12 protein-coding genes are annotated in these 14,252 nt (G+C 72.0%); 5 read left to right on the forward strand and 7 right to left on the reverse strand.

Translation table 11 applies throughout. The features are described 5' to 3' along the window. Positions 1-26: 26 nt before the first annotated feature. From ACWPXV_RS04890 to ACWPXV_RS04900, 3 genes are all read right to left on the reverse strand, one after another. A complete protein-coding gene (locus ACWPXV_RS04890; RefSeq protein WP_454084175.1) occupies positions 27-1,409 on the reverse strand; it encodes an MFS transporter in 1,383 nt (460 codons plus the stop codon). Positions 1,410-1,490: 81 nt separating this feature from the next. After that, a complete protein-coding gene (locus ACWPXV_RS04895; protein WP_454084176.1) occupies positions 1,491-1,889 on the reverse strand; it encodes a type II toxin-antitoxin system VapC family toxin in 399 nt (132 codons plus the stop codon). After that, positions 1,876-2,106, reverse strand: a complete 231-nt coding sequence (locus ACWPXV_RS04900; protein WP_251838150.1) for a FitA-like ribbon-helix-helix domain-containing protein — start codon at positions 2,104-2,106, stop codon at positions 1,876-1,878. Before ACWPXV_RS04900 ends, ACWPXV_RS04895 begins: the two co-directional genes overlap by 14 nt. A 151-nt stretch (positions 2,107-2,257) precedes the next feature. Between ACWPXV_RS04900 and ACWPXV_RS04905 the strand changes: the two genes are divergently transcribed. Both ACWPXV_RS04905 and ACWPXV_RS04910 read left to right on the forward strand, forming a co-directional pair. After that, positions 2,258-3,484 (forward strand): Tm-1-like ATP-binding domain-containing protein, encoded by a 1,227-nt coding sequence (locus ACWPXV_RS04905; protein ID WP_454084177.1) that lies wholly within the window; start codon positions 2,258-2,260, stop codon positions 3,482-3,484. A gap of 21 nt (positions 3,485-3,505) precedes the next feature. After that, positions 3,506-4,327: a phosphoenolpyruvate hydrolase family protein gene (locus ACWPXV_RS04910; protein WP_454084178.1), complete on the forward strand. Its 822-nt coding sequence runs from the start codon at positions 3,506-3,508 to the stop codon at positions 4,325-4,327. A 294-nt stretch (positions 4,328-4,621) separates the two neighbouring features. Here the strand turns inward: ACWPXV_RS04910 and ACWPXV_RS04915 are convergent, their stop codons facing one another. Together ACWPXV_RS04915 and ACWPXV_RS04920 are read right to left on the reverse strand one after the other, a co-directional pair. Next, the gene (locus tag ACWPXV_RS04915; RefSeq protein ID WP_454084179.1) at positions 4,622-4,978 is read right to left on the reverse strand and encodes an iron chaperone; all 357 of its coding nucleotides are present in this window, start codon (positions 4,976-4,978) and stop codon (positions 4,622-4,624) included. Between the two features lie 26 nt (positions 4,979-5,004). Beyond that, positions 5,005-5,364 (reverse strand): ArsC/Spx/MgsR family protein, encoded by a 360-nt coding sequence (locus ACWPXV_RS04920; protein WP_454084180.1) that lies wholly within the window; start codon positions 5,362-5,364, stop codon positions 5,005-5,007. Positions 5,365-5,458: 94 nt separating this feature from the next. Here ACWPXV_RS04920 and ACWPXV_RS04925 point away from each other — a divergent pair, with 94 nt between their 5' ends. Beyond that, positions 5,459-6,115 (forward strand): methyltransferase domain-containing protein, encoded by a 657-nt coding sequence (locus tag ACWPXV_RS04925; protein ID WP_454084181.1) that lies wholly within the window; start codon positions 5,459-5,461, stop codon positions 6,113-6,115. A 184-nt stretch (positions 6,116-6,299) separates the two neighbouring features. Continuing rightward, positions 6,300-7,580, forward strand: coding sequence for an MATE family efflux transporter (locus tag ACWPXV_RS04930; protein ID WP_454084182.1), 1,281 nt, complete (start codon positions 6,300-6,302; stop codon positions 7,578-7,580). A 5-nt stretch (positions 7,581-7,585) separates the two neighbouring features. Here the strand turns inward: ACWPXV_RS04930 and ACWPXV_RS04935 are convergent, their stop codons facing one another. Next, on the reverse strand, positions 7,586-8,599 hold the full coding sequence (locus ACWPXV_RS04935; protein ID WP_454084183.1) for a DUF3253 domain-containing protein: 1,014 nt from the start codon (positions 8,597-8,599) through the stop codon (positions 7,586-7,588). Between the two features lie 190 nt (positions 8,600-8,789). Here ACWPXV_RS04935 and ACWPXV_RS04940 point away from each other — a divergent pair, with 190 nt between their 5' ends. Then, the gene (locus tag ACWPXV_RS04940) at positions 8,790-9,425 is read left to right on the forward strand and encodes a hypothetical protein (RefSeq protein ID WP_454084184.1); all 636 of its coding nucleotides are present in this window, start codon (positions 8,790-8,792) and stop codon (positions 9,423-9,425) included. 383 nt (positions 9,426-9,808) lie between these two features. Here the strand turns inward: ACWPXV_RS04940 and ACWPXV_RS04945 are convergent, their stop codons facing one another. Beyond that, positions 9,809-13,879 (reverse strand): LamG-like jellyroll fold domain-containing protein, encoded by a 4,071-nt coding sequence (locus ACWPXV_RS04945; protein ID WP_454084185.1) that lies wholly within the window; start codon positions 13,877-13,879, stop codon positions 9,809-9,811. Between the last annotated feature and the right edge of the window lie 373 nt (positions 13,880-14,252).

Consider the following 14,252-nt stretch of genomic DNA (forward strand, 5'->3'; position numbering starts at 1 on the left):
TGCGGACCGACCGGTGGTAGGTGACGTCAGCCCCGCCGCGCCGTCGTCCGCGGGCCACTGGGCAGGAGCAGCCCGGCGACGGCCGATCCGGACAGGAGCAGCCCCGCGCACCACCACATCGCCCGGGCGTAGCCGGGTGCGAAGGTGGCTGGGGACAGCGAGCCCTCGTCGCCGAGCCCGACGACGGCGGGCAGCGCGGCGACCGCGAGCAGGCCTGCGGCGCGGGCGACGGCGTTGTTCACCCCGCTGGCCACGCCCACGTGAGCGGTGGGCGCGGCTGCCAGCACCGTCGCGGTGAGCGGCGTGACGAGCAGCGTGATCCCCGCCCCGAACACGACGACGCCAGGCAGGACGTCGGTGAGGTAGGCGGCGTCCTCGGGGATGCCGACGAGGAGGACGACGCCGACGGCGGCGACCGCCGGCCCCAGCGACATGAGCAGCCGCGGGCCGGTGCGCTCGAGCAGCGTCCCCACCCGGGGCGAGAAGACGAGGAGCAGGACGGTGAACGGAATCGTCGCGGCCCCGGCCGCGAGCGGGCTGTACCCGGCGACCACCTGGAGGTGGAGGACGAGGAAGAACATCACCGCGCCGAGGGCGGCGTAGATGAGGAAGGTGGCGGCATTCGCCACCGAGAAGGTCCGGTCGGCGAAGACTCCGAGCGGCAGCATCGGGTGAGGTGTACGGGCCTCGACCGCGACGAAGGCGACGGCGGACACCGCGCCCACCGCCGCCGGCACCCACCCGCCCTGGATGAGGGCGACGGTGACGCCACCGAGCGCGAGAACACCCAGCGCTGCCCCGGGCACGTCGAACCGTCCCTGGCGCTCCGCCGCCCGCGACTCCGGCACCCGCAGCACCGCGATGACGACGACGACGGCGGCGACCGGCACGTTGATGAAGAAGACCCACCGCCACGACAGCGCCTCGACGAGCCAGCCTCCGAGCAGCGGCCCGACGGCGCCCGCGACTCCCGACCACGCGGACCAGTGGCCGATCGCGCGGGCGCGGTCCTCCTCGGCGATGAGGGACTGGATGAGCGCGAGGCTCCCGGGCGTGAGCAGGGCCGCGCCGATGCCCTGGAGCCCGCGTGCCACGACGAGCTGGTCGATGCCCTGGGCCAGGCCGCAGGCGACCGAGGCGAGGCCGAACCACGCGATCCCGACGACGAAGACGCGCCTCCTGCCCAACCGGTCCCCGAGCGAGCCGCCGACGAGGATGAGTGAGGCCAGGGCGAGCATGTAGGCGTTTACCACCCACTGCAGGTCCACGAGCGTCGCGCCGAGATCGAGCGCGATCGGGCGCAGCGCCACGTTGACGACCGTGCCGTCGAGGAAGGCGATCGCCGACGCGAGCGTCGCGGCGAGCACCACCCAGCGGCCACGCGCCGACCGGAGCGGGAGAGTCTCCACTGCACCAGGGTGGCGCCTGGGTGCGCTGGCCGCCCACTGTCGTCGACAGCGTCTTCCGTCACGTGGACAGGACCGCCCCTGTCAGTCGGTCGCGAGCAGCTCCACCGTGCACGGCAGGCCGGGCGCACGGGCCAGGCGGCCGTCCCCCGTGAGGAGGACCGCCTCGAGCGCACCCGCCAGTGCCACGTAGACGGCGTCGTAGACGGTCAGGTCGGCTCGCAGCGACCACACGCCGTCGAGGAGGGGCAGATGAGGGACCCGGCGCGCGGGGAGGTCGCGCAGATCCGTCAGTGCCAGGCGCGCCCGGCGTGCGTCGAGGCGACCGGCGGCGAGCTGGCGGCGGAGCACCGAGAGAACCTCGAGGTCGGCGAGCTCGGGCACAGCGAGGGTCTCCCCGCGCAGCCGGAAGCGAGCGTTGTCGCCGTCCGGGCCGTCGTCGGCCAGTGCCGTGACGAGGACGCTGGCGTCAACGACGAGCACGCTCGAGCCCAAGCTGCTCGACGGCATCCGCGAGGGGCACGGACCCGCCCGACCGGCCGCCGGCACGGTGGAGGACCTCGTCGAGCGTGGGAGTGTCGGCATCCTCCACGAGCCGGGAGAGCAGGTACTCCTGCAAGGACTGGTGCGACTCCGCAGCGCGTCGACGCAGGATCGCGTGGGTGCGCTCGGGGACGTTCTTGATCTGGATGCTCGGCATGGCGCCAGTGTGGCGCCACTGGCGCCAGCGCGCAAGCGTCACGGCGGCGGAGGGTGGCCCTGCTGCCGTTGGTGGGACCAACTGCCCGCCCGGGGCCCACGTGAGGGCCGAGGATGGAGTGGGGCACCCATCGATACGAGGAGGTCAACACATGGCGACCGTCGGACTGGTCGGCACGCTGGACACCAAGCGTGAGGAGTACACCTGGCTGCGCGACGCGCTCGCAGCGCGCGGGATCGCGACGGTGCTCATCGACGTCGGGACCTTCTCCGACGGCGGTGGCATCGCCGACGTCGGCGCGGCTGAGGTGGCGGAGGCGGCCGGCGCCGATCTCGGTGCACTCCGGGACGCGAAGGACCGCGGCGCGGCGATGACCACGATGGGCAAGGGCGCCGCTGTCGTCGTCGAGCGCCTGCACACGGAAGGCACGCTGCACGGGCTGCTGGGCGTCGGAGGCTCGTCCGGGTCCGCCGTCGCCTCGCAGGCGATGCAGGCGCTGCCCGTGGGCGTGCCCAAGCTGCTCGTGTCCACCATGGCGGCGGGCGACGTCGGCCCGTACGTGGGAGCCAAGGACGTGACGATCATGCCGTCCGTGGTGGACGTCGCCGGGATCAACCGCATCTCGCGGTCCATCCTGCGCAACGCCGTCGCCGCCATCGCGGGCATGGCCACCGCCTATGCCGAGACCGCCGGAGCCCCGGAGGATCCGGAGGAGCCGCACCTCATCGGCGCGACGATGTTCGGCCTCACCACCCCTGCCGTCGACGAGGCTCGGCGGCGGCTCACCGAGCTCGGCTACGAGGTGCTGGTCTTCCACGCCACCGGCGCAGGCGGCCGGGCGATGGAGGCGCTCGCGGCCGACGGCTTCCTCGATGGTGTTCTCGACCTCACGACCACCGAGCTGGTCGACGACCTGCTCGGCGGGGTGCTCTCCGCCGGCCCCGACCGGCTCGAGGCCGTGGGGGCGGCCGGCCTGCCTCAGGTGGTGAGCGTCGGTGCGCTGGATATGTGCAACTTCGGCCCGGAGGCAACGGTGCCGTCGACGTACGCGGGGCGGAACTTCATCGTGCACAATCCCACCGTGACGCTCATGCGCACGACGCCCGAGGAGATGGCCGAGCTCGGCCGGCGCATCGGGCGCAAGCTCGCCCGCGCCGCCGGCCCGGTCGAGGTCTACCTCCCGCTGCGCGGGGTGTCAGGGATCGACATCGACGGCGGGCCGTTCTTCGACCCCGAGGCGGACGCCGCGTGCTTCGCTGCCCTCAAGCAGGAGCTGGAGGGCAGCGACGTCGTCGTCCACGAGGTCGACAGCGCCATCAACGACCCCGGATTCGGGACGGCGGCCGCCGACGCGCTGCACGCGCTCATCCGCCGCTGACCCAAGGAGAGGAAGAACAGCATGGAACGTCAGGATGCACTCACGCGGCTACGGGCGTCGGTGGAGGCAAACCGGCCTATCATCGGCGGTGGCGCCGGCACCGGCCTGTCCGCCAAGGCAGCGGAGGCCGGCGGGATCGACCTCATCATCATCTACAACTCAGGGCGCTACCGGATGGCCGGGCGCGGCTCGCTCGCGGGGCTCCTCGCCTACGGCGACGCGAACGCGATCGTCATGGAGATGGCGAACGAGGTGCTGCCCGTCGTCAAGGACACGCCCGTGCTGGCCGGTGTCAACGGCACCGACCCGTTCCGGGTGATGGGCCGTTTCCTCGACGACGTCAAGCGCGCGGGCTTCACCGGCGTGCAGAACTTTCCCACCGTGGGCCTCATCGACGGCGTCTTCCGCCAGAACCTCGAGGAGACCGGCATGGGCTACGCGCTGGAGGTCGAGATGATCGCGGCTGCCCACGAGCGCGGACTGCTCACCACCCCGTACGTCTTCGACGCCGAGCAGGCGACCGCTATGGCAGAGGCGGGCGCGGACGTGCTCGTCCCGCACATGGGGCTGACCACCTCCGGGACGATCGGCGCGCAGACGGCGCTCACGCTGGAGGAGGCGGCGGCGCGGGTGCAGGAGATGCACGACGCCGCCAAGCGGGTGAACCCCGACATCCTCGTGCTGTGCCACGGCGGTCCCATCGCCGAGCCTGCCGACGCGCAGTACGTCCTGGACCACACGCAGGGCGTGGTCGGGTTCTTCGGGGCGTCCTCGATCGAGCGGCTGCCCACCGAGCGGGGGATCAAGGCGCAGACGGAGGACTTCAAGGCGATCACCTTCTGAAGGTCACCACCGCTGAGCGCGGGAGCCGCCGCCGGTGTTCGCGATCGCCGGCGGCGGTCCTGCGCGGGCGCCTCGTTGTTCGAGGCGCCCTCCCCGGCCTGTCCGCTGCTCGCCCGGGCGGTACTGCTGCAGCGACGGTGTGCTCGTCGATCGGACGACGGCGTCGCGCCACCCGGGCCCGTTCCTGCCAGCGAGGTGTCTGTCTGGCTCGGCGAGCCAGGGGATACGTGTGCGGAGACGTTAGATTGATCCGCGTGGTGGATCAGTCTGACGTCTCCACACACTGTCCCTTCTTCAGACCCCGGCCTCCGCGCGCGAGGCCCTCACCAGCCGTTCGACGAGGTCGTCCGGGATCGGCTTGCGCGGCGTGAAGGTGACGCCCGTCTTCGTGGCCTTGAGCCCGGCAGCCGCGATCTCGTCGGCGTGGTCGGCGATCGCATCGGGAAGGACGTAGAGCCCGCACTGCTTGCTGAACGCCGCATAGCTGGCGACGACCGTCCCGCCGATCGTGAAGCCGGGCATGTTGTAGGCGACGATCTCCTCCGCGTCCGGCAGTGTGTGGGCCAGGAGGGCACGCAGCCGCTCGAGTGAGGACCGGAAGGCCTCGGGCGCCGCAGCGATGTAGGCAGCGTGGTCGGCTGGAGCCGTCATTGCTGATGTTTCCTTTCGTCCGGTACTCAGCCGTCGGCGAGGAACGCCGCGACCCGGTCCTTCGGGCGGCCGATAATGGCGCGGTCACCGCGCACGAGGACGGGACGTTGCATGAGCCGCGGGTGCTGGACGAGGAGGTCGGCCACCTGTTCCGCCGTCGTGAAATCGGCTGCGGACAGGCCCTGCTCGGTGAAGAACGCGTCCTTGCGGACGAGGTCGGCGGGCGGGTCATCGAGCTTGGCGATGAGGTCGAGCAGCTGCGCGCGGTCCAGCGGCGTCTTGAGGTACTGCACGACCTCGGCGTCGACGCCCGCGTCCGTGACGGCGTCGACGGCGTGGCGGGAGGTGGAGCAACGGGTGTTGTGGAGGACGGTGAGCTCGGCCATGGCAGCCAGCCTACGGACAAGCCGAGCGACCGGGCGTGCTGCGCGTCCTGCGATGAGACGCGCGCACGGAACCGCCCGTGCCTGCCGACTGCGGGTGGAGACTGGTCCCATGGCCGGGTGCTGCGACCCGCACGGGTGCGACCAGATGTTCGGCGCCGGCTTCGCCCGGTACGCGGCGAGGCGGTTCCGCCGGCGTGGTCTCGACACGGCCGCGCGGCAGATGGTCGACTTCCTGGCTGCCGACGGCGTCGCCGGGGCCACGGTGCTCGACATCGGCGGCGGGGTCGGCGAGATCGGCATCGAGCTGCTGAGGCGCGGGGCGGCGAGCGCGACCACGCTCGAGCTCTCACCGGCGTACGACGTCGAGGCGAGGCGCCTGGCGGAGGAGGCGGGCGTCGCCGACAGGGCGTACCGGCACGTCACCGACATCGCGGCCGACGCCGATGATGTCGAGCCGGCCGACGTCGTCGTCCTCCACCGCGTCGTGTGCTGCTACCCCGACGTCGAGCGGTTGCTGGGCGCGGCGGCGGACCTCTGCCGTGGCCGGCTGGCTTTCAGTCACCCACCCCGGAACGTCGCCACGCGCGCCCTCGTGGCCGCACAGAACGCGGCGTCCAGCGTGCTGGGCCGCGAGTACCGCGCGTTCGCGCACCCGCCGACGGCGATGGTCGGCGCCGTGGAGGCCCGGGGCATGCGGCAGGTTCTCAAGGGCTCCGGGATGGTCTGGCAGGTGGCGGCACTGGTGCGCTGAGCGCACGGCGCAGCCGCCGCGCGCCGCGAGCCCCCCGGCCAGCGCTGACCTATAGTGACGCCGGCCCTGGACCGGGCCGCGCGCGCTGTGGAGGGGGCTGAGGAGCATCACCCGGACAGGGCAGGGGCACGACTTCACCCAGGGCAGCACCTTCCGGCAGCTCGTCGCCTTCTCGGCGCCGATCATGCTGGCGAACCTGCTCCAGACGTCCTTCCAGTTCGTCGACAGCCTCTGGATCGGCAACCTTCTCGGCGCGGACGCGCTCGCCGCCGTCGCCGTCTCCGCCGTCATCGTCTTCACCGCGCTGTCCTTCGTCATCGGGATGAACAACGCCGCCCTGACGATCCTGTCCCAGCAGAAGGGGCGCGGGGACGAGCGTGGCCTGGAGCGCTACCTCAACGCCTTCGTCGTCACGCTGCTCCTCCTGTCCGTGGTGCTCGGCGGCCTCGGCTACGCGTTCTCCGGCAGCCTGCTCGCGCTGCTCGGGACACCGGAGTCGATCATGGCGCCGGCGCAGGAGTACCTGCAGATCACCTTCCTCGGGATCCCGTTCCTCTTTGGGTACAACTTCCTCAGCACCGTGCTGCGGGCGGTGGGGGACAGCCGCACGCCCATGCGCTTCGTGCTGGTGGCGGTGCTGCTCAACGTCGTCCTCGACCCGCTCTTCATCCACGTGCTCGGGCTGGGCGTTCGCGGCGCTGCCGTCGCGACCGTGCTGTCGCAGGGGATCGCGTTCGGCTACGGCCTCGTCTACGTGGCCCGACGGCGGATGGTCCCGTTGCGCCGTCCCACCCTGCCCGCGTGGCCCGAGGTGCGCACGATCCTGCGCCTGGGGATCCCGGCGGGACTGCAGATGGCGGTGATCTCGGCGGGCTCGGCCGCGATCACCAGCGTCGTCACCGGTTTCGGCTCCGCCGTCCTCGCCGGCTTCGGTGCGGCGCAGCGCATCGACTCGCTCATCATGCTGCCGGCGCAGGCGCTGGGGATCTCGGTGGCGAGCATGGCCGGGCAGAACATCGGCACGGGGAAGTGGGACCGGGTGGGCCGCATCTCCCGCGTCGGCGTCGTGTACAACCTCGCGATCATGACGGCGGTCGCCCTGCTCGTCGTGGCGCTCGCCCGGCCGGCGGTGTCCCTGTTCGTCCGCGAGCCCGACGCCGTCGAGTTCGGCACCCAGTACCTGCGCATCGTGGCGCTGTGCTACCCGTTCCTCGGGATCAACTTCGTCCTCAACGGCGTGGTGCGAGCGTCCGGCGCGATGTACCAGGTGCTCGTGCTCAACATCATCTCATTCTGGGTGCTGCGCTTCCCGCTCACCTCCCTGTTCGCGCGGCACCTCGGGGAGAGCGGCATCGCCCTGGGCATGGGGGCGAGCTTCATCGTCAGCAGCGCCATCTCCTTCCTCTACTACCGGTTCGGCCGGTGGCGGGAGACGAAGCTGTTCGCCGAGTCGGACGCCCGGTAGCGCGGCTACCGCATCTCGGCCAGCGGCAGGCCCACGCGCACGGGGCCCACGGCCGTGCGTCCGTCGACCGGTACGCCCTTCTGCGTGATCACCACGAGCCCCTCGTCGGCCAGCGTGCTGGCCACCGCACGGGCCAGGGGAGTGAGCTCGCGATGCCGTTCGGGATTGAGCGCTCCGGCCGCGTCGGAGGGGCACAGTGTCTTGCCCGCTCCGCGCTCCTCGGCGATCTGCAACAGCTGGCTGCGGAGGCGGTCCTGCAGTTCAGGGCTCGGGCCGAAGGCCGCGACGGCGTCGTCCAGACGCGTGAGGAAGCGGGCGAACCCGCGGCCGGACCGGCCCTGTCGCCGGGAGGAGGTGACGACTCGGGTGCGGTCGGTGCTGGTCCAGGGCAGGCCCGCGATCCCCCGCACGGCGTGCACGAGGTGGACGTCCGCGCCCTCGTCGAGGTCGGGGAAGCCACCGGCGTCGTCGTAGGCCGACAGGCGCAGGCCGAGGTTGGCGGCGCGAACACCGAGGTGCCCCTCGGTGAGGCGGTGCGGCGCGTGCCAGAACGGAGCGGACGGGGAACCGTCCTCACGTGGCTCGACCGTTCCGAGCACGAGGTCCAGGCCACGGTCGACGAGAACGCGCTGCTCGGTGAGCCAGACGGGCGGCACCTGCGAGTCCGCGTCGGTGCTCGCGCACCAGACGGCCATCGGCAGCAGGTCGGCCAGCGCCTCGTGCGTGCGACCGGCGTCGACGCCGTCGGCGCGTGCACCGCCCACGGTCTCGGCCTCGCTGTCCACGCTGACCCAGTGGACGCGCGGGTACCCGCGAGCGACGTCCGCGACCTTCTCGGCGGTCCGGTCCGTGCACCGGTGGAGGACGACCGACACGACGACGGGCAGGTCGACGCGCTCGGCCGCCGTCGCCACGCTGCGCAGGCACCCGGCGATCTCGGCCTCCTCGTCCCGCGCGGGCACGACGACGAGCACTCCGGAGAGTGCGGGGCGATCGTCGGTCTCGTCGCGGGGTCGCACGACGGCATCGTCACACGCACCCGTGGGGCGAGCACGAGGTGGCCCTCGACGAGTCGGCTGTGACGCCGCCCACAAGTCGCTGCAGAACCCGGCAGCCGGCAGGCGGCCCCTTTCGCTCTTGGTCGACGATTCACGAGTTCCACGCCAGTTCGTGGCACATTCGTGCCCTCCACATCGAAGGATCCACCTGATGCGTCGCACGCCTGTCCTGTTCCTTTCCGCCCTCGCCCTGGCCACGATGGGCCTCACCGGGTGCGGGAAGGACTCCGACGGTGGAGGTGACGCCGCCGAGCCCACGACGGCGAGCGAGGCGACCACCACGCCGGAGGAGCCGACCACCCCGGAGCCGGAGACCGAGACCGGTGCGGAGGAGGACACCAGCGACAGCGACGCCCCCGCGGACGGCGCCGCCGCCGGCCCCGCCACCGTGGACGACATCGAGGCACCCGACCCGGGCCCGGCCCCCGAGGGCGCAGTCATCCCCGCCGACGCAGTGGCCAAGCCCCCGCAGGCCATCGGCCCGTTCACGCTCGGGGAGTCCACCGGTCCCGCCGGCATCTACTCCGACGAGGTCTCCAGCGTGATGATCGCCGTGGACGGCAACGTGCTCAGCTCCCCGTACGAGTCGCTCGTCGAGTACATCGAGACCGACAACACCCCGGCCGGCACCGGAAGCTGCGGCACCAACGAGACCGGCAGCTCGATCACCTGCTACCAGCGCACGTCCGACGGCGTCATCACCATCACCGCGACCCCCGAGGAGATCAGCCTCGAGGACATGGTGGTGTGGACGAACCACTACGCCGCCGAGGCCGGCGCCGCCTGACGCGGACACACACGAGTACGACGACGACGCACCCACCCCGCCAGGGCGGGTGCGCCGTCGTCGTGGTCGGTATTAGACGGAACTAGGACTGCAGCTCCGCCGCTCCCAGTACCGGGCCCGCGAGGTGAGCGGGGGACCAGCGCCGCCGCCGGGCGTCGTGCCAGCGGTATGTCGTGATGTGGGTTCCGACGGTGCATGGCGCCTCCTCCGTCGACTGCAGATCGCGGCGACCGCACGCGCCGGTTCCCGGAGAGGTGGAGTGGACAGCTCCGCCTCCTGTCACGACGGGATATGTCGGCGGAGGCCGGCCACTGCCCTCACGGGCGGTGGCCGGCCTCCTCAGCGCAGCGACACCCAGGTTGGTGCGCTGCCCGGTGCCGTCGTCAGGCCGACGAGCGAGCCCGCGAGCGCGCCACCGCCGACGCACCGATAAGCAGCAGAACCGTCACCGCCACGAGTGCGCCCGCCACCGCGGCGCCGGTCGTCGGCAGCGCCCGTCCGTCCCTGTCGGCGCCGGCGCCCGCCGGCCCCGCCGCCCGGCCGGCCTCGCCCCCGCCGGGCACGTTCCCGTCCGGCCCCGCCCCCGGCTCCTCCGACCCCGAGCTCGCCGGCTCGGTGACGGTGACGACCCGGAGGGCAGTCGCCTGGTTGCCGTTGGCGTCCGCCACCACGTACTGCAGCGCGTAGGAGCCCGGCGTCGTGGTGTCGACGTCGCCGATCACCTGGACCTGACCTGTGATGTCGCCGTCGGCGTTGTCGATCGCCGTGACCTCCTCCAGCGGGTCGAAGGCCGCCCCCGCCTTGATCGACGTCGATGCGGGCACCGTGAGCACCGGTGCCTCGCGGTCGGTGCCAGCGGCGGTGGCGCGGAAGAGGCTGCCGAACTGGTTGACCAGGCCGAGGACCTCACCGGAGGCGTCCCGGCTGGTCGCCGTCCAGGCGTACAGCTCGCCCTCGGTCAGGCCCGACCACTCCACGCTCGCCGGCCAGCCCGACCGCACGGTGCTCTCGCCGATCACTTTGTCCGTCGGCGTGAGGACCGACAGCCCGTCGGTGGCGAGGGTCGTCGTGCGGGTGGGGAGGTCGATCGGCACGGTGAAGTTGTCCTCCGCCCCGTTGTACCGGTTGTGGCCGTCGTACTCCGTGGCCCCGAAGTTGTCGAGGAACGGGGAGTAGGTGTCCACCGACATCGTCGAGCTCCCGGTGTCGATCTGCAGCAGACGGAGGAAGCTCGCGCCGAGGATGATGCCGTCGGCGTCCCCGTAGTCGGCCACGCCGTCGTCGTCCAGGTCGACGCCGCCGGCGGGGAGCACGTGGTCCGGCCACACCTCGGCGGCGGGGACCCGGTACTCCTGGTAGTCGGCGAGGATCTCGACGACGCCGTGCCGCCGGTCCACCGTCACCCCGGCGTCGCCGTCGACGTTGGTCCCCACACCGTGGACGTGACCGGAGAGCACGAGGAAGACGTTCGGGCTCCGGTCCACCACCCGCTCGGAGAGGATGCCGCCGTCGCCGGTGTAGGTCGAGGACCGTCCGTCCGGCTGGGAGGACGCCCCGAGGTACGCGTGCGCGAGCAGGATGCCGCTGCGGTCGGAGTAGCGCTCGAAGACCGAGGCCGCCCAGTCGGCCTCCTCGGCCGTGACGCCGAAGCCGAGCGACACCGCGACGAAGTCCAGGCCGCCGGCGCTGAACAGGACGTAGCTGTTGTCGTTGTCGACGCCGGGGGTGAGCACGTCCCCGTTCTCGTCGAGCACCTCGTCCCAGGGGTGGTAGGACGCGCCCTCGGGCCACGCCTGTGCCGCCCCGTAGTAGCGGTCGGGCCCGAACGTCTCGTTGAACACGGTGCCGGGGCCGTTGTCCGTGCCGTTGGCGTTGTCGTGGTTGCCCGGCAGCACGCTGTTGACGAGGCCGCCGTCGTCGAGGATGCTCTGCATCTCGTCGGCGAAGGCGAGCTCGGCGGCCACCTGCTCCGCGTTCTGCGCACACAGAGACGGGTAGGCGGTCATGTTGCTCTCGATGACGTCGCCGGTGTGCGCGGTGTAGGCGATCTTGCGGGACGCGGAGCTGTCCACGATCCAGCTCGTGAGGTCGCCGTACGCCTCGCGCATGACGTCCTCAGCGCCCGGGTTGTACTGCGGGCAGACGTTCCCGGCGATCTGGGAGATGTTCTGCGTGTCGCTGATGTGGGCGATCGCGAAGTCGTAGTCCTCCGGCTCCTCGAAGCGGTCCCGGTTCTCCGGGAGTCCCGCCGAGGCGTCCCGCGGGGCCAGGTCGTCGGCGAAGGGGTCCTCGCCGATGACCATGAGGTGCACGGTCCCGCCGTCGTCGAAGCCGTCGCGCAGGGTCCCGCGGAGCAGGGTGTCGCCCTCGGCGCGGCCTCGGCCGGACGTGAGCTCCACCCACTCCTCGCGGCTCTCGTGCCACGCCCACAGGCTCGCGGACCGGTGCGGGTCGACGACGCCGCTCCACACGACCTCGCGGCTGGCTGCCGCTTCCGGGACGGTGACGTCGAAGCGCTGGAACACCAGGGCGCGGTCGCTCGCCGTCGGGCCGGTGACGAGGTCGTCGTCGGGCTCCTGGGTGCCGGAGATGTCCGCGCCGTCCCGGTACTCGAACTCGAGGGTCTGCGGGATCGCGTCGATGACGCCCTGGAACCCGGCGCCGGCGCTGCTCACCTCGGCCTCGGTGAACGTCGTCGTGACGTCGCCGCCGGTGGGGCTCGTGGCGATCGCCGAGAGCGTCACCGTTCCCGAGCCCTGCCCGGTCTCGGTGCCGCCACCGGTGGGCATGACCTCCGAGGTGAAGGGCACGACCCACTTGAGGTTCTCCCCGCGCGGGCCGACCGCCGTGATGACGATCTCGTGCGCGCCACCCTCGAGGCCGGCACCGATCCGGGCGCCCGGCTCGATCGGTTCACCGTCGAGCAGGTAGGCCCAGCCCGTCGCCGCCTCGGCGTTCTGCAGACGGGCCTCGAAGACCACCTCCGAGGTGAGGTGCTCACCGCGGGCGGGGACGGTCTCGACGACGTCGACGTCGGGGATGTCGGCCGACCCGTCGTGCAGCGCCCTCACCTGGTAGGGCGTGAGCGCGGTGTCCCACACCCGCGAGGCCGCGATGTCGCCCTCGAAGTTCCAGCTCGCATTGTTCGGGGCGTCGCCCAGCGTGTACGCGCTCGAGGCGGCACTGGGGACGCGGACGTCACCGTCGCGCTTGGCGGTCGAGACGAGCTCGCCGTCGACGTAGAGGCTCCAGGCCGACCCGTCGTAGGTCTGGACGGCGTCGACCCACTCGCCAGGGGTGTAGGCACCTGAGATCCAGTTGTTGTCCTCGGTGGTGTGCAGGTTGACCGTCAGCGCCGAGCCGTCGATGTAGAAGCCGAAGCCACCGGGGTTGTTGACACGGCACAGGTACTGCGGTCCGGACGGGGTCGCCTCCCCGGTGTACTTGAAGGTGCACTGCTGGGTGAAGGCGTCCGTGGGGCGCGCGTACCGGTCGTCGGTCCACGCCTGGGCGAACCCGGTGTAGTGGTAGGCGCTCTCGTTCCCGTCGAACCGGGCCACCTGCCCGCGCTCATCGTCCTCGACGATGGCGACGTCGCCCACCGCGGTCGCCGCGAAGCCCTGGGCGATGTCGTTGGCGGTGCCGCGGGAGAAGTCGACCTCGAGCACGTTCGGGTCGGGGACGATCCGCGGCTCGACGGCCGGGGGCTCACTGACGTTGCCCTCGTGCAGGACTGCCACCTCGGCGGCGCTCAGCGCACGACTCCAGACGCGTGTGGCGGCGACGTCGCCCTCGAGGTTCCAGGCCGCGTTGGCGGGGGAGTCCCCGACCGTGTAGGTGCGGGTGGCTGCGCCGGGGACACGAATCTCGCCGGTGCGGGTCTTCGAGGTCATGAGCCGGCCGTCGACGTAGAGCGACCAGGTGGACCCGTCGTAGGTCTGGACGGCCTCGACCCACTCGCCGGGAGCGTACGTCGCGGTGACCCAGTCGTTGTTCGCCGTCGTGTGCAGGTTGGCGGTGAGCGTGGTGCCGGTGAGGTAGAAGCCGAAGCCGCCGCCCTCGTTGGCGCGGCAGGCGTACTGGGGCGCGGTGGGGGCGGCGTCGCCGGTGTACCGGAACATGCACTGCTGGGTGAATGCCGTGGCGGGGCGGGCCAGCTCGCTGTCCGTCCACGCCCGGACGAAGCCGCGGTAGTGGTACGCGTCGTCGTCGCCGTCGAAGCTCGCGACGGTCCGGCCGAGGTCAGGGTCCTCGAGGAAGGCGACGCCGCCGACGGGGGTGGCCTCGAAGCCCTGGGCCAGGTCGTCGGCCGTCCCGCGGCCGAAGTCGACGTCGAGCACGTCACCGGCCGGCACCTCGACCGGCGGCGGGGGTGTGGGCGCCGCAAGAGCGGGAGACAGCGGGACGAGAGCCACGCTCCCCGCCAGCGAGAGACCGAGCCCCGTGGCGGCCATCCGCCGCCATCTGCTTCTCAAACGTGAACCAGCGAACATGAGTGCCCTTCTTTGGCAGCGGGTCGAGCTGCACCCGTGACGGCGCGCAGGTCGGCAGGCCCGTGGAGGTGCCTCGTGCCTGGAGTCGCGATCGACCGGCGGCAGGAGGGCATGTGGGGGCCCGGCCCGATGGTGGCGAACGTGGGTGACGGGTCGATGAACGCGCACCGACCGTCGGGTGTCCCGGTGCCGACGGCCCGGTGAACCGCCGCGTCAGGCGCAAGGGCGCCGGCTCGGACGGTGATCATCACCGCCGCCGTGCAGAGGACCGACTGCAATGACGGGGCCGCCCGGCGCGGCAACGAACGACGACGGCGCACCCGCCCTGCCCGGG

This window comes from Georgenia sp. Marseille-Q6866 (assembly GCF_965111665.1).